The following is a 23,838-nucleotide window of genomic DNA, read 5'->3' as shown; positions in this document are numbered from 1 at the left end:
TATACCAGAGGCAAAGATTTCACCGGAAAGTCAGATTATGGCGGTTTAAGGCACGTCGTAACCCAGCGCGGCTTTGCGGATGCGGAACCACTGCTGACGTGTCATCTCCAGCTCTTCCGCGGCCAGTGCGGAACGAACGCGTTCGATTTTTCCGGAGCCAATAATCGGCAGCGGTTTTGACGGCAGACGCAGGATCCACGCATACACCACCTGTTCAATGCTCTCCGCGTTCAGCTCACGGGCGATGGTTTCCAGTTCATTGCGCAGCGGCTGGAACGCCTCATCATTAAACAGGCGTCCGCCTCCCAGGCAGGACCAGGCCATCGGGCGAATACGCAGCTGTTGCAGCTGGTCGAGCGTACCGTCCAGCAGCAGCGGCTGATGGACAGGGGAAATTTCCACCTGGTTAGTGGCCAGGGTAAACGGCAGCCGAGACTGAAGCAGTGCAAACTGTGCCGGGGTAAAGTTTGAGACGCCGAAGTGACGCACTTTCCCACTCTGATGCAGATGCAGGAAGGCTTCCGCCACCTCATCGGCGTCCATCAGCGGGTCTGGGCGGTGAATCAGCAGCAGGTCGATGCGATCCGTCGCCAGATTGACCAGCGACTGCTCAGCGCTCTTGATGATATGCGCGCTGTCGGTGATGTAATGGCCGAGGGCGTGCTCAGGTTTTGCGGTGGTGGCAATCCCACACTTCGTGACGATCTCCATGCGGTCGCGGAGTGCCGGAACAAGCTTGAGCGCCTCGCCAAATGCGGCTTCACACAGGTAGCCACCGTAAATATCCGCATGATCGACGGTCGTGACCCCTAAATCGATATGCTCTTCAATAAAGCTCGCCAGCTGGAGGGGGGACATATTCCAGTCCATCAGGCGCCAGTAGCCCATCACAAAACGGGAGAATTCTGGCCCCTGGGGGGCAAGGGTAATTCGCTGAACCATAACATTTTCCTCAAGGACGTGATGTCATGAGTATACGCAATTACCGTGTTAAAACAGTGAAGGTTGCTGAGGTTCTTCGGTCTCAGCGGCTTTGTTTGCGCGGATTTTGCGCAGAAGTCGCTGCCGGCACAGCCGGAGCACCTCCTGTTTTTGCGTGTCGCTGAAGTTTTGCCAGTTAAAGCGCTCGTCACGGGTGCGCATGCACCCGCGGCAATATCCGCGTTCATCTACCTGACAAATACCCCGGCACGGGCTCTGGATGGGGAAAAACTCCAGTTGCTCTGCCACACTGACCTCCGCATGACCACTCTCACCTACAGTGAAGACGCTAAACGCGTCAGGTGCAAGGGCTTTACCACAGTTTTGTGGCATTAAGGTTTCACTAATCTTCCCTCTCTATACTCAGCCCATCATCATAAGAACAGGTTTTTCGATCGATGCAGTTAATCAAAAAGTTACAATGTAACGATATTAAATTTACTCTGGGCTGTGCACTCTTTTTTACTCTGCTGAACGGGCTGTTTATCCAGCGCAGCTGGGCCATTATTGCCCCTTCGCATCTGCACGACATTCTCTTTGCCGCGTCCGTGCCGGTGGTGCTGTTTTGTGGCTGGGTAATTGTTTTTAGCCTGCTCAATATCCCTTACATCCGTAAGCCGCTGCTGATCGTTTTAACTGTCGGTTGCGCTGCGGCAACCTATTTTATGTATACCTACGGCGCGGTCATCGATCAGAACATGATCGTCAACGTGTTCGAAACCAACTCTCAGGAAGCCACCGCCCTGGTTACCCCGCAGATGATTCTGTGGATTGTTGTTGCTGGCCTCGTGCCCTCCGTGGTGCTGGCTCTCACCCGAATTCGTACCGGAAAATGGTGGTACGCGCTGCTGACGCGCGTAGCCGCGATGCTGGGCGCTCTGCTGGTGATCATCCTGATTGCCGCACTGTTTTATAAAGATTACGCGTCGCTGTTCCGCAATAACAAAAGCATCGTCAAAATGGTTACCCCGGCGAACTATGTCAGCGCCGTGGTGAAGTACAGCAAAATGCGCTGGTTTGCCGGCGATCAAACGCTGGTGCGCATTGGCGAAGATGCGCATAAAGGCTCGCTGATTGCGGGTCAGCAAAAGAAAACCGTTCTGGTGCTTGTCGTCGGCGAAGCCTCTCGCGCGGCAAACTACTCCCTGAACGGTTACGGGCGCGAAACCAACCCCGAGCTGAAAAAGCAGGACGTGATTAACTTCCCGCAGGCCTCTTCATGTGGCACCGAAACCGCGGTTTCCGTTCCCTGCATGTTCTCCGGCATGACGCGCAGCAAATACGATGCCGACCTGGCTCGGCATCAGGAAGGGCTGCTTGACGTGCTCAGGCACGCGGGCGTCAACCTGCTGTGGCGCGATAACGACGGCGGCTGTAAAGGCGCCTGCGATCGCGTGCCTCATACCGACATGACGCAGTGGAATCTGGATCAGTTCTGCAAAGACAAATCCTGTATTGACGATGTGAACTTCTACCGTCTGGACAACGTGCTGGATGGCGTGAAGCAAGATACGGTGCTGGTTATCCACCTGATGGGCAGCCACGGTCCGGCGTACTATCGCCGTTACCCGGACAATTTCCGTAAATTCACCCCAACCTGCGACACGAACGAAATTCAGGATTGCGATCATCAGGCGCTGATGAACACCTATGACAACACCATCCTGTATACCGACAGCATGGTCAGCAAAACCATTGACGCACTGAAAGCCCGTCAGGCGAACATGAACACCGCCCTGATTTATTTGTCAGACCACGGTGAATCGCTGGGTGAAAGCGGTATTTACCTGCACGGTACGCCATACATGCTGGCACCCGAGCAACAAACGCACATCCCGTTTATGTTCTGGCTATCGCCGGATTATGCAAAAAACTTTGGCATCAACGCGCAGTGCTTACGCGACTATGCGGCAAAAAATGCGGTTTCGCAGGACAATTTATTCTCAACGGTGCTGGGTATGATGGACATTAAATCAAAGGTTTATCAACAGCAGCTGGATATTCTGAATGGTTGTCGGCAGTAAACAGGCTTGCATTAGACCGAACGGTCTATTAGAGTGAGGCCATGAGCAGAAATACTGAACACGATACCCGCGAACATCTACTGGCGACTGGCGAGCGGCTTTGCATGCATCGCGGTTTCACCGGCATGGGGTTAAGCGAGCTATTAAAAACCGCTGAGGTACCGAAGGGGTCGTTTTATCACTACTTCCGGTCCAAAGAGGCGTTTGGCGTGGCGATGCTGGAGCGGCACTATGCGGGCTACCATCAACGTCTCGCGACCCACTTCGCCACGGGTGAAGGTAACTATCGGGATCGTGTTCTTAACTACTATCAGGAAACGCTGAATCAGTTCTGTCAGCAGGGCATTATCAGCGGATGCCTGACGGTAAAACTGTCTGCCGAAGTGTGCGATCTCTCCGAAGATATGCGCACGGCGATGGATAAAGGTGCCAGCGGTGTTATCGCCCTGCTGGCCCAGGCGCTGGAAAAAGGCCGCAATGAAAAAACGCTGGCCTTTTCGGGTGAGCCTCTGACTCAGGCGCAGGTGTTATACGCGCTATGGTTAGGCGCTAACCTGCAGGCCAAGATTTCGCGCAGTGCCGTGCCGCTGGAAAGCGCGCTGGCACATGTGAAAAACACAATTACTGCGCCTGGCATTTAACAGGCGTTTTTATTTATCTTATTACTAGTCGACTGGTCTACTCAGGAGTCTTTATGTCAGCTGAAAAATTATTTACCCCCTTAAAAGTAGGTGCCGTTACCGCGCCAAACCGCGTGTTCATGGCTCCGCTTACCCGTCTGCGCAGCATTGAGCCGGGTGACATCCCCACCCCACTGATGGGTGAATACTATCGTCAGCGCGCCAGTTCCGGCCTGATCATCACCGAAGCTACGCAGATTTCTGCTCAGGCTAAAGGTTATGCGGGTGCGCCGGGGCTGCACAGCCCGGAACAGATCGCCGCATGGCAGAAAATTACCGCGGGCGTGCATGCTGAAGAGGGACGCATTGCCGTCCAGCTGTGGCACACCGGTCGTATCTCCCACAGCAGCATTCAGCCTGGCGGCCAGGCACCGGTTTCAGCCTCTGCCCTGAATGCTAACACCCGCACCTCGCTGCGTGATGAAAACGGTAACGCGATCCGCGTCGATACCTCAACGCCGCGCGCCCTGGAGCTGGATGAGATCCCGGGTATCGTGAACGATTTCCGTCAGGCCGTGGCCAACGCCCGTGAAGCAGGTTTTGATTTGATTGAGCTGCACTCCGCGCACGGTTACCTGCTGCACCAGTTCCTGTCACCGTCATCTAACCAGCGTACCGACCAGTATGGCGGCAGCGTCGAGAACCGCGCCCGTCTGGTGCTGGAAGTGGTTGATGCCGTATGCCAGGAGTGGAGCCCGGATCGTATCGGCATTCGCGTCTCCCCGATCGGTTCTTTCCAGAACGTCGACAACGGCCCGAACGAAGAAGCGGATGCGCTCTATCTGATTGAAGAGCTGGCAAAACGCGGTATCGCCTATCTGCACATTTCTGAGCCAGACTGGGCCGGCGGTAAACCTTATACGGAAGCCTTCCGTCAGAAAGTGCGTGAGCGCTTCCACGGGGTGATCATCGGTGCGGGTGCCTATACGCCAGAGAAAGCGGAAGACCTGATCGGCAAAGGGCTGATCGATGCCGTTGCGTTTGGCCGCGACTATATCGCCAACCCGGACCTGGTCGCCCGCCTGCAACAGAAAGCCGCTCTGAACCCGCAGCGTCCTGAAAGCTTCTACGGCGGCGGCGCTGAAGGTTACACCGACTACCCTTCTCTCTAATCTCACCATTGTTCATTGATAGCGGCGACACTTCGCCGCTATACTAAAACATCGTTTCTGTTCAAAAAAATATTCAAATCCATTGGTTAATGAGGAAATTATGCGCCTACTTCACACCATGCTGCGCGTTGGCGATCTGCAACGTTCTATTGATTTCTACACTAACGTACTGGGCATGAAACTGCTGCGCACCAGCGAAAACCCGGAATACAAATACTCGCTGGCGTTCGTGGGTTACGGCCCGGAAACGGATGAAGCGGTGATTGAGCTGACCTATAACTGGGGCGTGGACAGCTATGACCTGGGCAACGCCTACGGCCATATCGCGCTGGAAGTGGACAACGCAGCCGAAGCGTGCGAACGCATCCGCCGCAACGGCGGTAACGTCACCCGTGAAGCGGGTCCGGTTAAAGGCGGCACCACTGTGATTGCATTTGTGGAAGATCCGGACGGTTACAAAATCGAGCTGATTGAAGCCAAAGATGCCGGTCGTGGTCTGGGCAACTGATCCCTCAGGGCGCAATATGCGCCCGTAGTTTTACTGCATCACCCCGCAAAATTTGCCATAATGCGCTCTGCTTTTTCCCCTTGTAAGAGACCCTGATGTCCGATAACGCTCAATTTAGCGGTCTGTGCGACCGTTTTCGTGGTTTTTATCCCGTTGTCATTGATGTAGAAACAGCCGGATTTAACGCTAAAACCGATGCGCTGCTCGAAATTGCCGCCATCACGCTGAAGATGGATGAACAGGGCTGGCTTACACCAGACACCACGCTGCATTTCCACGTTGAACCTTTCGAAGGGGCAAACTTACAGCCGGAAGCGCTGGCCTTTAACGGTATCGATCCGCATAACCCACTGCGCGGTGCGGTAAGCGAATATGATGCGCTGCACGCCATTTTTAAAATGGTGCGTAAAGGCATGAAAGAGAGTAACTGCAGCCGCGCCATCATGGTGGCGCATAACGCCACCTTCGATCACACCTTTACCATGGCCGCAGCGGAGCGCGCCTCGCTCAAACGCAACCCTTTCCACCCGTTTGTGACCTTCGACACGGCAGCACTGAGCGGTCTGGCGCTGGGGCAAACGGTATTATCAAAAGCCTGTATTACGGCGGGTATTGAATTTGACGGCACACAGGCGCACTCGGCTCTGTATGACACGGAGCGCACCGCAGAGCTGTTCTGTGAGATCGTCAACCGCTGGAAGCGTCTGGGCGGCTGGCCGCTGCCGACAGGTGACAGCGAAGAATAAAAAAAGCGACCTTAACAGGTCGCTTTTTTATTTGCGCAGCAAACTTACTCTGCGTCCGGCTCTTCGGTTTTGTACTTCGCCGCGGTCTCTTTGATCAGCTGCTGCAGTTCACCGCGCTGATACATTTCAATCAGGATATCGCAGCCGCCTACCAGCTCACCGTCTACCCACAACTGCGGGAAGGTTGGCCAGTTAGCGTATTTTGGCAGCTCAGCACGGATGTCCGGGTTCTGCAGGATATCAACGTAAGCAAAACGCTCACCACAGGCTGAGAGCGCCTGAACCGCTTGCGCGGAGAAGCCGCAGCTTGGCAGCTTCGGAGAACCTTTCATATACAGCAGAATCGGGTTTTCAGCGATCTGGCGCTGGATTTTTTCAATAGTGGTGCTCATGTCTTGCTTCCTTTAACTTCTGTTACGGCAATAGTCTGACATTGTAGCGGGTCAGGCTGGCATCGGAAAATAACATTTTCGTCACGTTTATACATTTTACCGCGACTCTACAAAAGTTGCATTGCAAATGGTGTTTAACCCTGCGTCAGTCAGGGTTTTGCTTAGGGAGTGAACAATTGTGCGACAGAACGATGAATTTTTTTGCACTTGCTAACGAAACAGGTTTTTAGATTGAAAAATGCTATTAACTTCTCGGGTTTTTATGGATTAGAATCGACGGGCTTTGTAAATCACTCGCGGGTATTATTGATGACCTGCATTTATCAGGGGACTGCCCAGTGGCGCGGATAACAAAAATCTCGATCACGCTCTGTGCTTTACTGTTTACATCACTCACTCTCACGCCAGTGGCAAACGCCTCTCAGCAGGCGCGGCATTCTGCTGTACAAAAAAGCCATCTGGTGAAAGCCACAGAACGTAAGAAAAAAACCACCACAAAGAACGAAAAGAAAAAGACGACCACCAAGACGACACAAACCGCTTCCAGCAAGACCAAAACAAAATCTTCCCGCACTGCCCACACCACCAAAAGTAAAACTTCGCTGACCGCTGCTAACCTCGTCACTGAAAAATGCATTACGCGTAAAGGCCACAAAGCGAAATGCACCAAAGTCACGAAAATCGCGGAAGTACATAAAGTCCGTGTACAGAAAGCGCAAAAAACCGCGATGAATAAACTGATGGGGCAAATTGGCAAACCTTATCGCTGGGGTGGCAGTTCGCCACGAACCGGCTTCGACTGTAGCGGCCTGGTCTATTACGCCTATAAAGATCTGGTTAAGTTCCGCATTCCGCGTACCGCTAATGAGATGTACCACCTGCGCGACGCCTCTCCGGTGAGCCGTGGTGAGCTGGAAAACGGCGATCTGGTCTTCTTCCGCACGCAAGGCCGCGGCACGGCTGACCATGTGGGTGTCTATGTCGGCAACGGGAAATTTATCCAGTCACCGCGCAGCGGCCAGGATATTCAGATCACCTCCCTGAGTGAAGACTACTGGGTGCGTCACTACGTCGGCGCACGTCGCGTGATGACGCCGAAAACTATTCGCTAACCCCTGCCCTGCCGCATCCGTGGCAGGGTAAGTTCCTCTTTTGCATACCCTTTCAATTTGCTATCCTGTCCTTGTTGTCTGTGTGGTTATTGGCAACGCTAAATACAATAAGGAGAGAAGCAATGTCGTTCGAATTACCTGCACTACCGTATGCAAAAGACGCCCTGGCACCGCACATTTCTGCGGAAACCCTGGAATACCATTACGGCAAACATCACCAGACGTATGTCACCAACCTGAACAATTTGATCAAAGGCACCGATTTCGAAGGCAAAACGCTGGAAGAGATCGTCCGTAGCTCAGAGGGTGGCGTATTTAACAACGCGGCTCAGGTGTGGAACCACACCTTCTACTGGCACTGCCTGGCACCCAATGCCGGTGGTGAACCTGCCGGTGAACTGGCTTCCGCGATTAACGCCGCCTTTGGCAGCTTCGCCGATTTCAAAGCGAAGTTTACGGATGCCGCCATCAAGAACTTCGGCTCTGGCTGGACGTGGCTGGTAAAAGAAGCGGATGGCAAACTGGCAATCGTGTCCACCTCTAATGCAGGCACCCCGCTGACCACCAGCGCTACGCCGCTGATGACCGTGGACGTGTGGGAGCACGCTTACTACATTGATTACCGTAACGCGCGCCCGAACTACCTGGAGCACTTCTGGGCACTGGTCAACTGGGACTTCGTCGCGAAGAACTTCGCCGCGTAAGAGAGACGCAGAAGGGGTCCCCCTTCTGCGTTATTTTTATTATTCCGCCGTGCAAACGGCTTCTGGCTGTTTCCGGCCGGACATCATCACTAGCAGCAGGCCGAGCGCGGCAATAATCGCCCCCATCACCGGCACAAAGCTGTATCCCAGACCGCCAGAAATGACGGCGCCGCCCGCCGCAGCACCCAGGGCATTCCCCAGGTTAAACGCACCGATATTCACTGAAGAAGAGAGACCCGGCGCCTCGTGGGCGACACGCATCACGCGCATCTGCAGCGGCGGCACCACGGCGAAGGTGGCTGCGCCCCAGACAACCATCGCGATGGCCGCGCCAAACTCGTTACGCGCCAGCCACGGAATCGCGATCATGATGGCAATCAGCAAGGTTAAAAAGCCTTTCAACGTTCCTGTCACTGAACGGTCGGCAAATTTCCCGCCAAGGTAGTTACCCATTGAGAACCCTACGCCAATCAATACCAGCATCGCGGTAATAAAGATTGGTGTTGCATGGGTGATATCGTGCAGCACCGGTGAAATGTAGGTATAGAGCGTAAACATTGCCCCGGCCCCCAGCACGGTGGTCAGCAGTGCAGAAAGCACCTGCGGGCGCACCAGTACCGACAGCTCTTTGCGCACGTCCGGACGTTCACCCGCGCTGCCTTTCGGCAGGGAGAAGAACAAGGCCACCATCGCCACCACGCCCAGCCCGGCTGTTGCCAGGAATGACATACGCCAGCCGATCGCTTCACCCAGCCAGGTCGCAGCCGGTACGCCGCCAATGTTGGCAATCGTCAGCCCCATAAACATGGTCGCCACGGCGCTTGCCTGCTTATGTTTCGGCACCACGCTTGCGGCCACGACCGAGCCCAGCCCAAAGAACGCGCCATGGTTCAGGCTGGTCAAAATGCGCGACAGCATCAGGGTGGTGTAGTCAGGTGAAATGGCAGAGAGCACGTTGCCCAGGGTGAAAATCGCCATCAGGAAAATCAGCGCATTACGGCGCGCGCGGTGTGAAAGCAGAAGCGTCATCAGCGGCGCCCCCACCATCACGCCGATGGCATAAGCGCTGATTAACATCCCGGCCGCAGGGATCGAGACATCCACGCCCCGGGCGATAACAGGCAGTAACCCCATCGGGGAGAATTCGGTGGTGCCAATCCCAAAAGCGCCAATCGCCAGGGCCAGCAGGGGAAAATTGATTTTCATGCGTCAACTCCGGATGCCGTGTCATGTCGTGACACAGAACAAAGAAGCAGAAAGCATGACATCAATCACAAAAAATGAGAAGTTAACAAAATTGCAAAAGATTTTTGCCTGAGAAGTAACAATCCGGTAAACCGGGAGGGAGAAGATTCTCCCTCCGCGTAAATCAGTGCAGCGCAGCCGTCAGGCCAGCCGCCACAATCAGCGCCAGCACAACGATGGTGGTGAACAGCGAAAACTTCAGATCGGAACTCATCAATTTTTCTCCTTTTAATCCCCCCACGAAAAGTGAGCTTGCTCATTTTTGCACAGTTTACGTCAAAAATCTTCCCGGATTTAAGCTGATAACCACTTTACCTCTTCCCCTTTTCATCAAGATAGGACAAAATTCCACGCTAAATTTATTAGCGTACCGGCCATTGACCCCCTCCTGACGTCCCGTGTCGTTTTCCTGGCGTACCGCAATCTAAAATTGCGTGATAAGGGTGAGAGAAGGCAAACGTTTACCTTCAAGTATTTCAGGAGTTTAGGATATGGTCTGGAGTGACATTTAATGGCAACAATTAAAGACGTAGCAAAACGCGCAAACGTTTCCACTACAACCGTATCACATGTAATTAACAAAACCCGCTTTGTGGCGGAAGAGACGCGCAACGCCGTCTGGGCAGCAATCAAAGAGCTGCACTACTCGCCAAGTGCGGTTGCGCGCAGCCTCAAGGTGAATCACACCAAATCGATTGGTCTGCTGGCGACCAGCAGCGAAGCGGCCTATTTTGCTGAGATCATTGAAGCGGTAGAGAAAAACTGCTTCCAGAAAGGCTATACCCTGATTTTGGGCAACGCGTGGAACAGCATTGAAAAACAGCGAGCCTATCTCTCCATGATGGCGCAGAAGCGCGTGGATGGCCTGCTGGTCATGTGTTCCGAGTACCCGGAATCCGTACTGTCGATGCTTGAAGAGTATCGGCATATCCCGATGGTGGTGATGGACTGGGGTGAAGCCCGTGCGGATTTCACGGATTCCGTTATCGACAACGCCTTTGAAGGCGGCTATATGGCGGGCCGTTATTTGATCGAACGCGGTCATCGTGAGATTGGCGTGATCCCGGGTCCGCTTGAGCGTAACACCGGCGCAGGTCGTCTGGCTGGCTTTATGAAAGCGATGGAAGAAGCACTGATCACCGTGCCAGAAAACTGGATCGTACAGGGTGACTTTGAGCCGGAATCAGGCTACCGCGCGATGCAGCAGATTGTCTCCCAGCAACATCGTCCTACCGCCGTTTTCTGCGGGGGCGACATTATGGCGATGGGCGCGCTCTGTGCGGCCGATGAGCTGGGTCTGCGCGTCCCGCAGGACATTTCCGTGATCGGCTATGACAACGTGCGCAACGCGCGCTTCTTTACCCCTGCGCTGACCACCATTCACCAGCCGAAAGATTCGCTGGGTGAAACGGCCTTCAACATGCTGCTCGACAGGATCGTCAACAAACGTGAAGAGTCGCAGTCCATTGAAGTCCACCCGCGCCTCATCGAACGCCGTTCCGTTGCGGATGGTCCGTTCCGCGACTACCGTCGTTAATCGCTTTACGGAGCCAGTCACACTGGCTCCCGTAACCATTCCCGGTTAAGCGTTTCGCTGTCCCCCAGATAATCCAGCAGCCAGGCCATAGCAGGTGAAACATCATTTTGTTGCCAGGTCAGGCAGCAAGCCGCATCCGGGAACGGATTCTCCAGCGTCAGTTCAACCCACTCGCCGGTGTCGATTCGCGGGCGCGCAAAATGAACGGGCACCATCGCGACGCACAGCCCTGCACTGAGGCAGGTCGCCGACGATTCCCAGTCCGGGGCGACCACGCGACGCTGGTTATCCAGCAGCCAGGTGATACGCTTGGGCAGCGAGCGGGAGGTGTCCTCCAGCACCAGCGACGGCCAGTTACGCAGGGTATCGTCGCTTAACGGCCCCTCCATGGCCGCCAGGGGATGATCGCGTGCCACTACGCATTTCCAGCTCAGCATCCCCATATCGCGAAAGGCATAGCGTCCCCCAACCGGAATCGCCTGCGTCGCCCCAATCGCCATTTCTACCCTGCCGTCCGACAGCGCGTCCCACACGCCGTTGAACACTTCCTGCGAAACACGCAACTCAACGTCAGAAAAATGACGATAGAAATCGACGATCATTTGCCGGGTGCGTTCCGGCTTCACGATATTATCGACCGCGATGGAAAGATGCCCCCGCCAGCCGTTAGCGATCTGCTGACACTGTTCGCGGGTGATCTGCATTTTTTTGATAACAGAACGCCCTTCTTTCAAAAACCACGCCCCGGCAGGCGTTAATTCCACATCACGATGTCGCCGTTCGAACAGCGGAACGGCCAGCCACTCTTCTAGCTGACGGACCGTATAGCTGATTGCCGACGGGACGCGGTGCAGTTCCTGCGCTGCTCCGCTAAAGCTGCCGTTACGCGCGACAGCATCGACCACTTCAAGAGAATAATCTGACCACATTTTCTGCCTGCAAAAAATTTGAATGCACCCGCCAAATATTAGCGTTTCACAAGCCGCTTTGCACTCCCTACACTCTGCGCCAATGTACACCTGCCTCCTCAGGAGAAGAAAATAATGCAACCCAGGAAAGGTTTTTTAGTCTGGCTCGGCGGCTTAAGCGTGCTGGGCTTTTTAGCCACCGATATGTACCTGCCGGCTTTCGCCGCCATGCAGGAAGATCTGCAAACCCCTGCCGCCGCGATCAGCGCCAGCCTGAGTTTGTTCCTCGCCGGTTTTGCCTTCGCGCAGCTGCTGTGGGGACCGCTCTCGGATCGCTTTGGCCGCAAGCCGGTATTGTTGCTCGGTCTTGCCATTTTTGCCGTGGGCTGTCTGGGGATGCTATGGGTTCGCGACGCCACCTGGCTGCTGGTACTGCGTTTTATTCAGGCAGTGGGCGTCTGCGCCGCAGCCGTCACCTGGCAGGCGCTGGTCACCGACTACTACCCGGCGAACCGTACAAACCGAATTTTCGCGACCATTATGCCGCTGGTGGGGCTTTCCCCTGCCCTCGCCCCGCTGCTGGGTAGCTGGATCCTCGCACATTTCGACTGGCAGGCCATCTTTGCCACGCTGTTTGCCATCACGCTGATCCTGATGCTGCCGGCGTTCGCCCTCAAGCCCGCGCATAAAAAAGAGGCGCATGCCGACGCCAGCCCAATTACCTTTGCCTCCCTGCTGAGCGCCAAAGCGTATCGCGGTAATGTGCTGATTTATGCTGCCTGCTCGGCAAGCTTCTTCGCATGGCTGACCGGTTCACCCTTTATTCTGCACGATATGGGCTATAGCCCGGCGGCCATCGGTCTGAGCTATGTTCCGCAGACCATCGCGTTCCTGGTAGGCGGGTACGGCTGTCGCGCGGCGCTGCAAAAATGGGAAGGCCAGCAGATGCTGCCGTGGTTGCTGGTGCTGTATGCGTTGAGCGTTATCGGGACCTGGGCCGTCGGCTTTATTCCCGGCGTCGGTCTGGCTGAAATTTTGATTCCATTCTGCGTAATGGCCATCGCGAACGGCGCGATATACCCTATCGTTGTGGCGCAGGCGCTTCGTCCCTTCCCGCAGGCGACGGGCCGTGCGGCCGCACTTCAGAATACGCTGCAACTGGGGCTGTGCTTCCTGGCAAGTCTGGTGGTCTCGGCACTGATTGCCACGCCACTCCTGACCACCACCAGCGTGATGCTGGTTACCGTTGCGCTGGCCGGCATGGGCTATCGTATGCAGTCAGCCGCGCAGCGTGCGCAGGATAACCGCGCGCAGGCAGAAACGTCACATGCGTAATTACTGCAAAAATTATGTAACTTTTCGGTGATTAGGTTGCTAACAATTTTCTATTGAATCACCAAATTTTGCGGCCTATACTAAATTTGGTTCGATTAAATACGATAAATATTAAGTGTTAACGGGAGCCGGAGTGCTCCCGTTTTACCATGGAAGGCATTTCGGCAAGGGTTATCTCCCTTCCTCTGTTCTACGTCGGATACTAGCCTCGCGGTATATACCGTGAGATTTCTCACAAACCAAAAAAAGCGTCTACGCTGTTTGAAGGTTCTGATCACAGTAGGGTGATGGAGAAGCTATGAGTTCATCGTGTATAGAAGAAGTCAGCGTTCCGGACGATAACTGGTCCCGGATCGTCAGTGAACTGTTAGGTCGAGCAGGCATCACGATTAATGGATCATCGCCATCCGATCCTCAGGTTAAACATCCCGACTTTTTTAAACGCGTGTTACGAGAGGGATCGTTAGGCCTGGGAGAAAGTTATATGGATGGCTGGTGGGAATGCGAACGGCTGGATATATTTTTCACCCGCGTTTTGCGTGCTGGTCTGGAAAATCAACTCCCTCGCCATCTGAAAGACACCCTGCGCGTCGCCTCAGCCCGCCTGTTTAACCTGCAAAGTAAAAAACGCGCCTGGATCGTCGGCAAAGAGCACTACGACCTTGGCAACGACCTGTTCAGCCGTATGCTGGACCCCTTCATGCAATATTCCTGCGCCTACTGGAAAGAGGCATCGACGCTTGAAGAGGCGCAACAGGCCAAGCTGCGTCTGATTAGCGAGAAACTGCAGCTTGAGCCCGGAATGCGTGTGCTGGATATCGGCTGCGGCTGGGGTGGGCTGGCGTATTTTATGGCGAAGCACTACGGCGTCAGCGTCGTCGGCGTCACGATTTCAGCAGAACAGCAAAAGCTGGCGCGAGAACGCTGCCAGGGTCTTGATGTTGACATCCGGCTGCAGGATTACCGTGACCTGAACGAACAGTTTGATCGTATCGTCTCCGTGGGTATGTTCGAACATGTTGGCCCGAAAAACTACGACACCTATTTTGACGTCGTGGATCGCAATTTGAAACCAGACGGCATTTTCCTGCTGCACACCATCGGGTCTAAGCGCACCGACAACAACGTCGACCCGTGGATCAACAAATACATATTCCCGAATGGCTGTTTACCGTCCGTGCGCCAGATTGCCAACGCCAGCGAGTCCCATTTCGTGATGGAAGACTGGCATAACTTTGGCGCGGATTACGACACCACATTGATGGCATGGCATGCACGTTTTCAGGAAGCCTGGCCGGAGATTGCGGACAACTACTCTGAACGATTCAAGCGGATGTTTAGCTATTATCTGAATGCCTGCGCGGGGGCGTTTCGCGCGCGGGATATTCAGCTCTGGCAGGTTGTTTTCAGCCGAGGGATTGAGCACGGCTTGCGGGTCGCCCGCTAAAAAAAATAACCCCGGTTACCCGGGGTTATTTTTTATTCGTCTTCTGTGCTCGTTATTATTGCCGCTTCTTTTGCCGCCAGCACGCGCTCAACCGTATCCACTACCGCCTGGGTTTGAGGATCGATTTCGATATTCACGCGATGCCCGAGTTTTTTCGAACCCAGCGTGGTGCGTTGCAGCGTTTCAGGAATTAAATGCACGCAAAAACGCGTTGCCGTCACTTCTCCAACCGTCAGGCTAATCCCATCAATGCCAATAAATCCTTTATAGAGGATGTATTTCATTAATGACGGATCCTGCATTTTGAACCAGATTTGACGGTTATTTTCCGAGGTCACGATTTTCGCCACTTCAGCCGTGGTCATGATGTGCCCCGACATCAGATGGCCGCCAATCTCATCACTGAACTTCGCCGCACGCTCAACGTTGACGGTATCACCCACAGCCAGCTCGCCCAGATTAGTAATACGCAGGGTCTCTTTCATTAAATCAAAGCTGATCTTGTTGCCATTAATTTCGGTGACGGTCAGACAGCAGCCGTTATGGGCAATCGAGGCGCCGGTTTCGATGCCATCAAGCATATATTCCGGCAGCTCTACAACATGCGTACGAAAATTAGGTTTTTCATCAATGGACACCACTTTGGCAGTGCCCTGCACAATACCAGTAAACATGCTTACAACTCCTGTTTTCTCCGGACGGTGGTTACACCGTTTAATCCCACCACAATAACAGTTGGAAAAAGAGGTTGCCAGCGGAGCGCATTTTCTGGCGATTTTTTCACTAGATAAATAGCTAAAGCCCGCTACAATAGCTGGCACCCCCCGCATTTTCTTCTTGCTGCCCGTTACGGCGGCTTTTTTAGTCTCTCTTATAACTACAAAATAAAGGTGTTCACGTGCAGAAGTACATGAATGAAGCGCGGCAGTTATTGGCACTGGCGATACCAGTGATCATCGCGCAAGTGGCCCAGACCGCAATGGGATTTGTGGATACCGTCATGGCAGGTGGCTATAGCGCCACTGATATGGCGGCCGTCGCCATCGGTACATCAATCTGGCTTCCGGCCATCCTGTTCGGCCATGGTCTGCTGCTCGCGCTGACGCCGGTTATTGCTCAACTTAATGGTTCGGGACGTCGCGAACGCATTGCCCATCAGGTCCGCCAGGGGTTCTGGCTGGCCGGATTTGTCTCCGTGCTGATTATGGTCGTGCTCTGGAACGCCGGTCATATCATTCGCGCGATGGATAACATTGACCCGGCACTGGCTGACAAAGCCGTTGGCTATCTGCGTGCCCTGCTCTGGGGGGCACCGGGCTACCTCTTCTTCCAGGTGGCGCGTAACCAGTGCGAAGGCCTGGCGAAAACCAAGCCCGGGATGGTGATGGGCTTTATCGGCCTGCTGGTGAATATTCCGGTGAACTATATCTTTATTTACGGTCATTTCGGGATGCCAGAGCTGGGCGGCGTCGGCTGCGGCGTGGCAACCGCCGCGGTTTATTGGGTGATGTTCTTCTGTATGCTTACCTTTGTGAAACACGCCCGCTCTATGCGCGATATTCGTAATGAGAAAACATTCAGTACGCCGGACTGGAGCATCATGACGCGCCTGATGCAGTTAGGCTTGCCGATTGCGCTGGCCCTGTTTTTTGAAGTGACGCTCTTTGCCGTCGTCGCCCTGCTGGTCTCCCCACTGGGGATCGTTAACGTGGCCGGGCACCAGATTGCGCTCAACTTCAGCTCCCTGATGTTCGTTCTGCCGATGTCGCTGGCGGCGGCGGTGACGATTCGCGTCGGCTTCCGCCTGGGCCAGGGCTCGACGCTGGATGCGCAAACGGCCGCACGGACCGGGCTGGGAGTCGGTGTCTGCATGGCGGTCTGTACGGCGCTCTTTACCGTTGCATTACGCGAGCAAATTGCCCTGCTCTATAACGACAACCCGGAAGTGGTGGCACTTGCCTCGCACCTGATGCTGCTCGCCGCGGTGTACCAGATTTCAGACTCTATCCAGGTGATTGGCAGCGGCGTGCTTCGCGGATACAAAGATACGCGCTCCATCTTCTTTATCACCTTCATCGCCTACTGGGTACTGGGACTGCCGTGCGGCTACATCCTGGCCCTGACCGATCTGGTGGTTGACCGCATGGGACCCGCCGGGTTCTGGATGGGCTTTATCATTGGTCTGACGTCAGCCGCGATCATGATGATGATGCGCATGCGCTTCCTGCAGCGCCAGCCATCAACCGTGATTTTGCAACGCGCTGCGCGTTAAATACGCAGTAGCCGCCTGCTGGCGGCTACTTTCTCTTCACTTTGCGCGGTAATGAAGCAATCGCGTGAAATCAGAGAGAAAAATGCATTTTCCCTCTTGCCACCTTGATGCTGTGCCGCTAATATTCGTCCCCGTTGTCACCGACAACACGTTGCGTTCATAGCTCAGTTGGTTAGAGCACCACCTTGACATGGTGGGGGTCGTTGGTTCGAGTCCAATTGAACGCACCATTCTGCGTCCGTAGCTCAGTTGGTTAGAGCACCACCTTGACATGGTGGGGGTCGGTGGTTCGAGTCCACTCGGACGCACCATTTCAGTCCTGAAATGGTGCAAATTCTCTTCAGATACCCTGATTTTTCTTAATCCCTTATTTTCATCATTATTCTCCTGCTACGCTTTTCTTATGGAAAAAATACAGGAAGCGCGTTGATGAAGAGTATCGCCATTATCGGCTCCGGCCCGACAGGGATTTACACCTTTTATCATCTGCTTAAAAACAGCACCCCGCTCTCAGTTTCTGTCTTTGAACAGGCCGATGACGCTGGCGTGGGCATGCCTTATAACGACGACGATAATTCTCGCCTGATGCTGGCGAACATTGCGAGCATTGAAATCCCGCCCATTTTTATGACCTACCTCGACTGGCTGAAGGGACAGAGCGAAGCGCACCTGGCGCGTTTTAAGGTAGATAAAACCACGCTCCACGATCGGCAGTTCCTGCCCCGGATCCTGCTGGGTGAATATTTTCGCGACAGCTTGCGAACCATCGTCAAAGAAGCTAAAAAGCAGGGGTTCGAGGTTAACATCCATGAATCCGCCGCCGTTACCGACGTCATTCCCTCCTCAACCGGCGTCACGCTTTCCGTCAATGGCAACATCTTTCCTGAACGCTTTGACCTTGCGGTTATCGCCACCGGTCACGTCTGGCCAGACGAGGACGAAGCCACGCGCACATTCTTCCCAAGCCCGTGGTCCGGTCTGATGGACGCCCGCATTCCCCCTTGCCGCGTTGGCATTATGGGAACATCGTTAAGCGGTCTGGATGCGGCGATGGCGGTGGTGATGCAGCACGGTGAGTTCCGTGACGGTAAATTCATCCTGGACGAAGGCAGTGAAGCGTTAAACATTACGCTGATGTCGCGGACAGGCATTCTGCCGGAAGCCGATTTTTACTGCCCTATCCCTTACGAACCGCTGTCCGTTTTAACCGCATCCGTGGTTGAAGGCGAGATAGCCAAAGGATCGGATGGCCTGCTTGACCGCATTTTTGCCCTGATGGTGAAAGAACTTCAACGTGCCGACCCGGCATGGTGCGAGAAAATTTCTCTGCAACGCCACAACGCCGACAGCCTGCGTGACGCCTGGTTTGAGGATCGTCAACAGCACGGTCCGTTTAGCTGGGCGGAAGAGAACCTCAATGAAGTTGAACGGAACAAACGCGAACGGCGCACCGTCGCCTGGCGCTATACCGTCCTTCGGCTGCATGAGGTCGTTCAGGAGATTGTTCCCCATCTTAGCGATCAGGACAGAGAGCGCTTCAAAAACGGGCTGGCCCGCGTGTTTATCGACAACTATGCGGCGATCCCTCCGCAGTCTATCCGCAGACTGCTTGCGCTTCGCGAGGCTGGCATCATCAGCGTGGCGGCCCTGGGCGACGACTATACGCTGGATGTTGGCAGCGACCGCACGGTGGTGTCCACAAAAGAGACCGTTTACCGCTTTGACGTTTTCATCGATGCACGCGGGCAAAAGCCGCTCAAAACCAAAGATCTGCCTTTCCCCTCACTGCGCAGAGCGCTGGAAACGACCGGCGACGAGATACCCGATGTCGGTGAAGATTACACGCTAAATGCGCCTGAAACGGTTCGCGGGCGCATCGCGTTTGGCGCGATACCGTGGCTGATGCACGATCATCCCTTTGTTCAGGGGCTGGCGGAGTGTGCAGAGATTGCAGAGGCGATGGCCAGGGCGGCTGAAAAACCGGCCACAGGTTTACGGCGTCGATTACCGTACGTAGAGAACTGACAGGGCTTCCATGCCCTGCAACGCGATATTACTCGAAGAAGACGTCCGGGTTTTCAGACAGCGAGACAAAGGTTTTCGTCGCTTTATCCAGGGCACGAATTTCGCCGCTTTCAATGTCATAGACCCAGCCGTGCAGGCGAAGGGAGTTGTTACGCAGCCCCACCGCGACGGACGGGTGAGTCTTAATGTTGCTCAGTTGCGCAAACACGTTCTCCTGCACCATCGCATTCACTTTATCGAGCGGCTTATCCCAGGTTTTCTTCTCAACCACGGCTTTGGCCGCATCGGAATAGCGCAGCCAGTGTGAAACAGCAGGCATCGGCTCCAGGTTCGCGTTATCGGCAATCGCCTTCATCGCGCCACAGTTGGAGTGGCCGCAGATGACGATATCCGTCACGCCCAGCGCCACAACCGCGTATTCGATAGTGGCGGAGACACCGCCAGGCTCAGGCCCGAACGGCGGCACAATATTACCAGCATTACGAATGACAAAGAGTTGTCCCGGCTCTTGCTGAGTAACCAGTTCCGGGACCAGACGGCTGTCGGAGCATGAGATGAACAGCGCTTTGGGATTCTGGCTGGACGCTAAACTGCGAAAGAGCTCTTTACGTTGCGGGAAAATCTCTTTTTGAAAGCTGAGAAAACCTTCAATGATATGTTGCATAGCAATTTCTCTTTTATCTGTTTTAGTTTAGGTATGATCGCGATCACACTCGTAAAGTTTACCCATCGCGCTTCACTTCAGACAAGCAATATATTTCTGGCCCGACCGCTGTACGATAGCGTCGGCATTCGCCGGAATGTTCTGCCCTTCGAACGCGCCGTAAAGACGGGTGAAAGATTTGCCCACCAGGCGCCGGGTGACCTCCTCAACCTTGCGGGCAGGCAACGGAAGCATATTCGGGTAGCTCCACATAAACGACACCGCATCCTTCCCGGGGGTGACCTGCAGAATATCCCCCGCCAGCAAAACGCCCTCGCCTTCCTGCCAGTGCAGCACCGTGCCGCCTGCGAAATGGCCGCCGAGACGCAGCAAAGTAACCGATGGCACGATCTCCAGCGCATCGCCCTCCCAGTAATTAATCGCCGGACTGGCGCGCATCACCCACTCGCGATCGCTGGCGTGCAGATAGACCGGCGCATCAAACGCCGCGGCCCACTCCTGCATGGTGGTGTAATAGTGCGGATGGGAAATCGCAATGGCGCGGAGGCCGCCGAGCGCGGTGATGATAGCGTGGGTGGCCGGGTCAAGGTTGGCGATGCAGTCCCACAAAATATTGCCGTGTGGGGTACGCAGCAGCAACGCGCGCTGGTTAATCGCAAAAGACGGTACCGTTTTGATGCTGTACAACTGCGGCTCCAGCTGCTGCCATTTATTCGCGTGCGTGGCCGTTACCGTCTCATACTCGATCCACGCCTGGCCGCTGGCCGGGACATACTGCCGTTCATCCTCGCAAATCGGGCATCTTTCCGGCTGTGCATCGTAGGAGGTACCGCAGGTTTTACAGAGTGTAATCATGAGCGCTCCTCAGTGATAAAGCACTGAGTATGGCAGGGATTATCCTTATGTGCTGCGTGGTACATTGCTGGCTTTTTTTGCCCTATACTGTGCCCGTATCAATAACTGAACATAGCAGGTGCAACATGGAAATTGATCTCGATAACCTGGTTTTTAACGGACTGGATGAAGCGGAAGAACGCAACGCGGAACGTCTGGATGACGCGGACAAAAAAGCCCAGGCGATTGTCGCCGACGACGACTGCGGTGATGCCTGCAAGATCTGATAAAAAGCACCGGTCAGCCGGTGCTTTTTTTGGCACTCAACGGAGAGCTACAGTTCAGGCGTCTTTTTAAATCCCGTCAGCATCAGTACAAGGCTTTGCGCCGAAGAAGCCGGTTCAAACTGGTAATGGTTTCCCTGGCGGTCGCCGCCGATATACCACGAGATTTCGGTTTTCCCTTCCGCCAGCGCCTTGCGCACGGCTTTGTCGACATCCACCATTCTGTACTCGCGCGAGTGGTTGAGATACAGCACCGCATCGGATCGATAGCTGCAGGCCGGGCGGTCAGCCCATCTCACCGTTGCAGGATCCCAGTCGTTGCTGGCCGGATAGAAGAAGATCTGATCGGCGCCGTCAGTTTCTACCTTACCGCCGTATATGCGAACGCGATATTTAAACAGAGAAGGATCCTGTCCCGCTGGCAGCGGCGGGATCGTAAACTTCACCAGTGAGAGGGTTTCACTGTTTTGCGTTCGGCCTCCGTTCTGCCAGTTATCCTGCACCAGCAAAGCCTGCGGCTGAGGCTGGGAGAGCCCCGGCTCAAGGCTGCTTAGCCAGACGTTTGCCTGCGCTTTTGAATAGGCATATGGCACGGTCGTGCCACAGTCCAGCCCGCGATTCATACACAGCTCGGTCATAAAGCGCGCCCCCTCTTCCGTCCAGCCATTCATGAAATCAGCATGCGCAGTGTAGAGACTTCCCCAGCGTTCTTCGCGTTCGTCACCATGCATAATGGGATCGAGGGAAAGCTGTGCTTTGCTGGTATCAAGGGATGAAATTGTCGGAAGCACATAAGCGATGTTCATGTTCACGGTCGGAATTTTCACCGGAAACGCGGTCGGGCATTGCCCTTTCGTATCGTACGTCGCATTGGCAACGCCGTGAGCGGGCTTGAGGTTCACGCCATCCCAGCAGTTGGGAAACTGAATACCGATATTAAACTGCACGGCGTCTCCCGCCTTGCGTAGCCCGCACACTTCGCCTGTTTTTGTCGTGTAACCTTTGCCGTTAGCACATAAGAACGTGATATGCGGGTTAGGCGCAGATCCATGGTGATCCCCCGCCAGCAGTGATAGCCCCGCCGGGAAAGGCTGCAGCGGCCAGGTTTCCACATTCGAGGCCTGATAATAGGTTTTTTGATACGCAGGTTTTACGATAGTGCCGTCAGGCAGCCGCAGCGAAGGTGCCCAGTATGCCGAGCTATCCGCTTTGTTATCGCAGGTGGTTTCTTCCAGCTTGCGCAGGGTTTCCCGGCTCGAGCTGGCATCGGTGTGCGTATTGCCGAAGAAGTCATGCAGCATGGCCTCGTTGGGCCTGCCAAACATCATTATGGCATCATCGCCAAGGGTATGGGAGTAGCCGCAGACGACATGAGCCTGTGGCGCAGCGTGTGCCGCATGCATGGCGAGAAGTAGCGCAGGGGCTGAAAGAGCCGTGGTTAACGTGGTCCGTTTCATCATTATCTCCATTAATGAAAGGACCTATAGGTAACAAACAACGGGTTAATTAACCGAATGATTCACCGCGTACTTTTCTCCTCATTGCGGCTTTACAGACGTAACGCACAGCTCATTCCAGTACATTTCGCGCGTGCGGCGCAGTTCAGCGTGACGTTTTATCATGGAACCACTCCGGGTCTATGTTAGCAACGTCCACGCCGTACAGGCTGGCGGCAGGCAGTATTGACTCAAGAACACGTTGCGCGCTGTTCTCCGCATTCACAGGTCGGGTGGCAAAAAACCGCCGTAACGTGCTGATCCATTTTTTCATCGTCTTGCCCCTCTTGCTTCACCTGCGTTCAGTAAAACACCCATTAACAATGGAGGGGAAATAACAATAACGACTGTTGATATGCGGGATCTGAGAAACGCGCGAAACGCGGGCGCATCACCCGGCCAGCGCTTTAACCACTGTCTCCATCGCTTCGGTTGTCAATTCGCTGCGCTTGATGCGCTGGTTCGCCAGCGCCGTGCGCAGCACACCCGCAATGACAATATGCTTCGGCTCCTGCCCTAAATCACGCATCTCAAGCACCACCTTACCGACCACCCGGCACATCTCCTGGTACAGCGCTTCATCTTTGGTCACGTTACCCATCGTCATCACTCCGTTGCCTTTTAAACGTTGAGCTTAAATGATTCTCCTGCCGGATACAAAAAAGAAGCCCGGCGAGGATCTCGCCGGGCTTCATCTGTAAAATCAGCTAATTAGTTATTAACCGGAATCACAGCACCTTTGTATTTGGTGCGGATCCAGTCCTGAATCTCTTTGGAGTGCAGCACGTTCACCAGTGCGACGATGTCCTTCTTCTTCTCGTCACCGCGATGCACGGTAATGATGTTGGCGTACGGGTTATTTTCACCGCTCTCTACCGCAATCGGGTCGTGCACCGGGTCCAGACCGGCGTCAATCGCATAGTTGGCGTTAATCACGACCGCAGCGCCTTCATCGTTGTTGTACATCTGCGGCAGCAGAGAGGCTTCGACGTTAGGCGTGAACTGCAGCTTCTTCGGGTTCTCAACGATGTCGCTGATACGCGCCGTCACTTTGTCGATGCCGGGCTTCAGCTTGATCACGCCCTCTTTTTCAAAGATGGAGAGAATACGGCCTTCTTCGGAAACGGCATCACGCATAATGATCTTACCGCCTTCCGGCAGGTCCTTCAGCGACTTGTACTTTTTGGAGTAGATACCGATTGGCTCAATGTGGATAGCACCCGCACTGACAAAATCGTAATCCTTATCGCCCGCGTGATCTTTCAGCACGCTGTTCAGGTAAGGAATATGCTGGAAATAGTTGGCGTCAATGTCATGACCCGCCAGCGCGGTGTTGGGCAGAATGTAGTCCTGGAACGGTTTAATCTCCAGGTCAATCCCCTGCTTCGCCAGAATCGGCTTTGCCTGCTCCAGAATTTCGGCGTGCGGGGTGTTGGATGCGCCCACAGTCAGCGTATCCGCCCAGGAGGCGAAGCTCAGGGCGCTCAGGGTGGCTGCGGCGATCAGTGTCAGTGTTTTTTTCATGATGTGGT

The 23,838-nt window shown here is 54.6% G+C and carries 26 protein-coding genes and 2 tRNA genes; 15 read left to right on the top strand and 13 right to left on the bottom strand.

The annotated features are described in order from the left end of the window. Positions 1 to 45: 45 nt before the first annotated feature. Both ACOTXR_RS05005 and ACOTXR_RS05000 read right to left on the bottom strand, forming a co-directional pair. Positions 46 to 942, bottom strand: a complete 897-nt coding sequence (locus ACOTXR_RS05005; protein WP_014883563.1) for an aldo/keto reductase — start codon at positions 940 to 942, stop codon at positions 46 to 48. A 48-nt stretch (positions 943 to 990) separates the two neighbouring features. Further along, complete coding sequence (locus ACOTXR_RS05000) at positions 991 to 1,230, bottom strand: DUF1289 domain-containing protein (protein WP_014883562.1); 240 nt, start codon at positions 1,228 to 1,230, stop codon at positions 991 to 993. A gap of 149 nt (positions 1,231 to 1,379) precedes the next feature. On the opposite strand from ACOTXR_RS05000, the gene eptA reads away from it, so the two are divergent. The 5 genes from eptA (at position 1,380) to rnt (ending at position 6,051) form a co-directional block, all read left to right on the top strand. Next, entirely contained in the window at positions 1,380 to 3,005 is a 1,626-nt protein-coding gene (gene eptA, locus ACOTXR_RS04995) for a phosphoethanolamine transferase EptA (RefSeq protein ID WP_023332812.1), read from the top strand. A 41-nt stretch (positions 3,006 to 3,046) separates the two neighbouring features. After that, positions 3,047 to 3,646 (top strand): TetR/AcrR family transcriptional regulator, encoded by a 600-nt coding sequence (locus ACOTXR_RS04990; protein ID WP_014883560.1) that lies wholly within the window; start codon positions 3,047 to 3,049, stop codon positions 3,644 to 3,646. A gap of 53 nt (positions 3,647 to 3,699) precedes the next feature. Continuing rightward, positions 3,700 to 4,797: an alkene reductase gene (locus tag ACOTXR_RS04985; RefSeq protein WP_058690713.1), complete on the top strand. Its 1,098-nt coding sequence runs from the start codon at positions 3,700 to 3,702 to the stop codon at positions 4,795 to 4,797. 100 nt (positions 4,798 to 4,897) lie between these two features. Next, on the top strand, positions 4,898 to 5,305 hold the full coding sequence (gloA, locus tag ACOTXR_RS04980; protein WP_032636813.1) for a lactoylglutathione lyase: 408 nt from the start codon (positions 4,898 to 4,900) through the stop codon (positions 5,303 to 5,305). A 95-nt stretch (positions 5,306 to 5,400) separates the two neighbouring features. After that, positions 5,401 to 6,051, top strand: a complete 651-nt coding sequence (rnt, locus tag ACOTXR_RS04975; RefSeq protein ID WP_023332811.1) for a ribonuclease T — start codon at positions 5,401 to 5,403, stop codon at positions 6,049 to 6,051. A 44-nt stretch (positions 6,052 to 6,095) separates the two neighbouring features. Here rnt and grxD read toward each other — a convergent pair whose 3' ends face one another. Then, positions 6,096 to 6,443: a monothiol glutaredoxin 4 gene (gene grxD / locus ACOTXR_RS04970; RefSeq protein ID WP_003832760.1), complete on the bottom strand. Its 348-nt coding sequence runs from the start codon at positions 6,441 to 6,443 to the stop codon at positions 6,096 to 6,098. Positions 6,444 to 6,781: 338 nt separating this feature from the next. On the opposite strand from grxD, the gene ACOTXR_RS04965 reads away from it, so the two are divergent. Next, a complete protein-coding gene (locus tag ACOTXR_RS04965) occupies positions 6,782 to 7,555 on the top strand; it encodes a C40 family peptidase (protein ID WP_014883556.1) in 774 nt (257 codons plus the stop codon). Between the two features lie 122 nt (positions 7,556 to 7,677). Further along, a complete protein-coding gene (gene sodB, locus ACOTXR_RS04960) occupies positions 7,678 to 8,259 on the top strand; it encodes a superoxide dismutase [Fe] (protein WP_032636815.1) in 582 nt (193 codons plus the stop codon). A 39-nt stretch (positions 8,260 to 8,298) separates the two neighbouring features. Here sodB and ACOTXR_RS04955 read toward each other — a convergent pair whose 3' ends face one another. Then, on the bottom strand, positions 8,299 to 9,465 hold the full coding sequence (locus tag ACOTXR_RS04955) for an MFS transporter (protein ID WP_014883554.1): 1,167 nt from the start codon (positions 9,463 to 9,465) through the stop codon (positions 8,299 to 8,301). Positions 9,466 to 9,628: 163 nt separating this feature from the next. Beyond that, on the bottom strand, positions 9,629 to 9,718 hold the full coding sequence (locus tag ACOTXR_RS04950; protein ID WP_014883553.1) for a YnhF family membrane protein: 90 nt from the start codon (positions 9,716 to 9,718) through the stop codon (positions 9,629 to 9,631). 297 nt (positions 9,719 to 10,015) lie between these two features. On the opposite strand from ACOTXR_RS04950, the gene purR reads away from it, so the two are divergent. Further along, complete coding sequence (purR, locus tag ACOTXR_RS04945) at positions 10,016 to 11,041, top strand: HTH-type transcriptional repressor PurR (RefSeq protein WP_014883552.1); 1,026 nt, start codon at positions 10,016 to 10,018, stop codon at positions 11,039 to 11,041. A 17-nt stretch (positions 11,042 to 11,058) separates the two neighbouring features. Here purR and punR read toward each other — a convergent pair whose 3' ends face one another. Next, positions 11,059 to 11,970, bottom strand: a complete 912-nt coding sequence (gene punR, locus ACOTXR_RS04940; protein ID WP_014883551.1) for a DNA-binding transcriptional activator PunR — start codon at positions 11,968 to 11,970, stop codon at positions 11,059 to 11,061. 114 nt (positions 11,971 to 12,084) lie between these two features. Between punR and punC the strand changes: the two genes are divergently transcribed. Continuing rightward, positions 12,085 to 13,284: a purine nucleoside transporter PunC gene (gene punC, locus ACOTXR_RS04935; RefSeq protein ID WP_050861839.1), complete on the top strand. Its 1,200-nt coding sequence runs from the start codon at positions 12,085 to 12,087 to the stop codon at positions 13,282 to 13,284. Between the two features lie 298 nt (positions 13,285 to 13,582). Then, positions 13,583 to 14,731: a cyclopropane fatty acyl phospholipid synthase gene (cfa, locus tag ACOTXR_RS04930; RefSeq protein WP_014883549.1), complete on the top strand. Its 1,149-nt coding sequence runs from the start codon at positions 13,583 to 13,585 to the stop codon at positions 14,729 to 14,731. A gap of 32 nt (positions 14,732 to 14,763) precedes the next feature. On the opposite strand, the gene ACOTXR_RS04925 is transcribed toward cfa, so the two are convergent. Beyond that, positions 14,764 to 15,405 carry a riboflavin synthase gene (locus ACOTXR_RS04925; RefSeq protein WP_014883548.1) on the bottom strand — a complete coding sequence of 214 codons (642 nt, stop codon included), beginning with the start codon at positions 15,403 to 15,405 and terminating at the stop codon, positions 14,764 to 14,766. 224 nt (positions 15,406 to 15,629) lie between these two features. Here ACOTXR_RS04925 and mdtK point away from each other — a divergent pair, with 224 nt between their 5' ends. The 4 genes from mdtK to ACOTXR_RS04905 all read left to right on the top strand — a co-directional run bounded on the left by mdtK (position 15,630) and on the right by ACOTXR_RS04905 (position 19,028). Continuing rightward, positions 15,630 to 17,003, top strand: a complete 1,374-nt coding sequence (mdtK, locus tag ACOTXR_RS04920; RefSeq protein WP_032628875.1) for an MdtK family multidrug efflux MATE transporter — start codon at positions 15,630 to 15,632, stop codon at positions 17,001 to 17,003. 153 nt (positions 17,004 to 17,156) lie between these two features. Next, a tRNA-Val gene (locus tag ACOTXR_RS04915) sits at positions 17,157 to 17,233 on the top strand. A gap of 4 nt (positions 17,234 to 17,237) precedes the next feature. Further along, positions 17,238 to 17,314, top strand: a tRNA-Val gene (locus ACOTXR_RS04910). Positions 17,315 to 17,432: 118 nt separating this feature from the next. After that, positions 17,433 to 19,028 (top strand): FAD-NAD(P)-binding protein, encoded by a 1,596-nt coding sequence (locus ACOTXR_RS04905; RefSeq protein ID WP_058690503.1) that lies wholly within the window; start codon positions 17,433 to 17,435, stop codon positions 19,026 to 19,028. Positions 19,029 to 19,056: 28 nt separating this feature from the next. On the opposite strand, the gene ACOTXR_RS04900 is transcribed toward ACOTXR_RS04905, so the two are convergent. Beyond that, positions 19,057 to 19,692, bottom strand: a complete 636-nt coding sequence (locus ACOTXR_RS04900; protein ID WP_014883545.1) for a carbonic anhydrase — start codon at positions 19,690 to 19,692, stop codon at positions 19,057 to 19,059. A 72-nt stretch (positions 19,693 to 19,764) separates the two neighbouring features. Next, a complete protein-coding gene (locus tag ACOTXR_RS04895) occupies positions 19,765 to 20,547 on the bottom strand; it encodes an MBL fold metallo-hydrolase (RefSeq protein WP_045282013.1) in 783 nt (260 codons plus the stop codon). A 125-nt stretch (positions 20,548 to 20,672) separates the two neighbouring features. On the opposite strand from ACOTXR_RS04895, the gene ACOTXR_RS04890 reads away from it, so the two are divergent. Next, positions 20,673 to 20,813, top strand: a complete 141-nt coding sequence (locus ACOTXR_RS04890; RefSeq protein WP_003857665.1) for a hypothetical protein — start codon at positions 20,673 to 20,675, stop codon at positions 20,811 to 20,813. Between the two features lie 47 nt (positions 20,814 to 20,860). On the opposite strand, the gene ACOTXR_RS04885 is transcribed toward ACOTXR_RS04890, so the two are convergent. From ACOTXR_RS04885 to ACOTXR_RS04870, 4 genes are all read right to left on the bottom strand, one after another. Continuing rightward, the gene (locus ACOTXR_RS04885; protein WP_058690502.1) at positions 20,861 to 22,267 is read right to left on the bottom strand and encodes a DUF1996 domain-containing protein; all 1,407 of its coding nucleotides are present in this window, start codon (positions 22,265 to 22,267) and stop codon (positions 20,861 to 20,863) included. A 145-nt stretch (positions 22,268 to 22,412) separates the two neighbouring features. Continuing rightward, positions 22,413 to 22,580, bottom strand: coding sequence for a hypothetical protein (locus ACOTXR_RS04880; protein ID WP_014883542.1), 168 nt, complete (start codon positions 22,578 to 22,580; stop codon positions 22,413 to 22,415). Between the two features lie 117 nt (positions 22,581 to 22,697). Next, positions 22,698 to 22,907, bottom strand: a complete 210-nt coding sequence (fumD, locus tag ACOTXR_RS04875) for a fumarate hydratase FumD (RefSeq protein WP_014883541.1) — start codon at positions 22,905 to 22,907, stop codon at positions 22,698 to 22,700. A 110-nt stretch (positions 22,908 to 23,017) separates the two neighbouring features. After that, positions 23,018 to 23,830: a MetQ/NlpA family ABC transporter substrate-binding protein gene (locus ACOTXR_RS04870; protein ID WP_003857677.1), complete on the bottom strand. Its 813-nt coding sequence runs from the start codon at positions 23,828 to 23,830 to the stop codon at positions 23,018 to 23,020. Positions 23,831 to 23,838: the final 8 nt, after the last annotated feature.

This window comes from Enterobacter cloacae complex sp. IR53030, assembly GCF_049238365.1.
Lineage (GTDB): Bacteria > Pseudomonadota > Gammaproteobacteria > Enterobacterales > Enterobacteriaceae > Enterobacter > Enterobacter kobei.
The sequence above is the reverse complement of the archived record's forward strand: the minus strand, read 5'-3'. Positions and strand labels throughout refer to the sequence as shown.

What these genes read in the sequence shown, in the direction of transcription:
- ACOTXR_RS05005 (WP_014883563.1), bottom strand. Translation starts at nt 942, where the DNA reads ATGGTTCAGCGAATTACCCTTGCCCCCCAGGGGCCAGAATTCTCCCGT.
- eptA (WP_023332812.1), top strand. Translation starts at nt 1,380, where the DNA reads ATGCAGTTAATCAAAAAGTTACAATGTAACGATATTAAATTTACTCTG.
- ACOTXR_RS04990 (WP_014883560.1), top strand. Translation starts at nt 3,047, where the DNA reads ATGAGCAGAAATACTGAACACGATACCCGCGAACATCTACTGGCGACT.
- ACOTXR_RS04985 (WP_058690713.1), top strand. Translation starts at nt 3,700, where the DNA reads ATGTCAGCTGAAAAATTATTTACCCCCTTAAAAGTAGGTGCCGTTACC.
- gloA (WP_032636813.1), top strand. Translation starts at nt 4,898, where the DNA reads ATGCGCCTACTTCACACCATGCTGCGCGTTGGCGATCTGCAACGTTCT.
- rnt (WP_023332811.1), top strand. Translation starts at nt 5,401, where the DNA reads ATGTCCGATAACGCTCAATTTAGCGGTCTGTGCGACCGTTTTCGTGGT.
- grxD (WP_003832760.1), bottom strand. Translation starts at nt 6,443, where the DNA reads ATGAGCACCACTATTGAAAAAATCCAGCGCCAGATCGCTGAAAACCCG.
- sodB (WP_032636815.1), top strand. Translation starts at nt 7,678, where the DNA reads ATGTCGTTCGAATTACCTGCACTACCGTATGCAAAAGACGCCCTGGCA.
- ACOTXR_RS04955 (WP_014883554.1), bottom strand. Translation starts at nt 9,465, where the DNA reads ATGAAAATCAATTTTCCCCTGCTGGCCCTGGCGATTGGCGCTTTTGGG.
- ACOTXR_RS04950 (WP_014883553.1), bottom strand. Translation starts at nt 9,718, where the DNA reads ATGAGTTCCGATCTGAAGTTTTCGCTGTTCACCACCATCGTTGTGCTG.
- purR (WP_014883552.1), top strand. Translation starts at nt 10,016, where the DNA reads ATGGCAACAATTAAAGACGTAGCAAAACGCGCAAACGTTTCCACTACA.
- punR (WP_014883551.1), bottom strand. Translation starts at nt 11,970, where the DNA reads ATGTGGTCAGATTATTCTCTTGAAGTGGTCGATGCTGTCGCGCGTAAC.
- punC (WP_050861839.1), top strand. Translation starts at nt 12,085, where the DNA reads ATGCAACCCAGGAAAGGTTTTTTAGTCTGGCTCGGCGGCTTAAGCGTG.
- cfa (WP_014883549.1), top strand. Translation starts at nt 13,583, where the DNA reads ATGAGTTCATCGTGTATAGAAGAAGTCAGCGTTCCGGACGATAACTGG.
- ACOTXR_RS04925 (WP_014883548.1), bottom strand. Translation starts at nt 15,405, where the DNA reads ATGTTTACTGGTATTGTGCAGGGCACTGCCAAAGTGGTGTCCATTGAT.
- ACOTXR_RS04905 (WP_058690503.1), top strand. Translation starts at nt 17,433, where the DNA reads ATGAAGAGTATCGCCATTATCGGCTCCGGCCCGACAGGGATTTACACC.
- ACOTXR_RS04900 (WP_014883545.1), bottom strand. Translation starts at nt 19,692, where the DNA reads ATGCAACATATCATTGAAGGTTTTCTCAGCTTTCAAAAAGAGATTTTC.
- ACOTXR_RS04895 (WP_045282013.1), bottom strand. Translation starts at nt 20,547, where the DNA reads ATGATTACACTCTGTAAAACCTGCGGTACCTCCTACGATGCACAGCCG.
- ACOTXR_RS04890 (WP_003857665.1), top strand. Translation starts at nt 20,673, where the DNA reads ATGGAAATTGATCTCGATAACCTGGTTTTTAACGGACTGGATGAAGCG.
- ACOTXR_RS04885 (WP_058690502.1), bottom strand. Translation starts at nt 22,267, where the DNA reads ATGAAACGGACCACGTTAACCACGGCTCTTTCAGCCCCTGCGCTACTT.
- ACOTXR_RS04880 (WP_014883542.1), bottom strand. Translation starts at nt 22,580, where the DNA reads ATGAAAAAATGGATCAGCACGTTACGGCGGTTTTTTGCCACCCGACCT.
- fumD (WP_014883541.1), bottom strand. Translation starts at nt 22,907, where the DNA reads ATGGGTAACGTGACCAAAGATGAAGCGCTGTACCAGGAGATGTGCCGG.
- ACOTXR_RS04870 (WP_003857677.1), bottom strand. Translation starts at nt 23,830, where the DNA reads ATGAAAAAAACACTGACACTGATCGCCGCAGCCACCCTGAGCGCCCTG.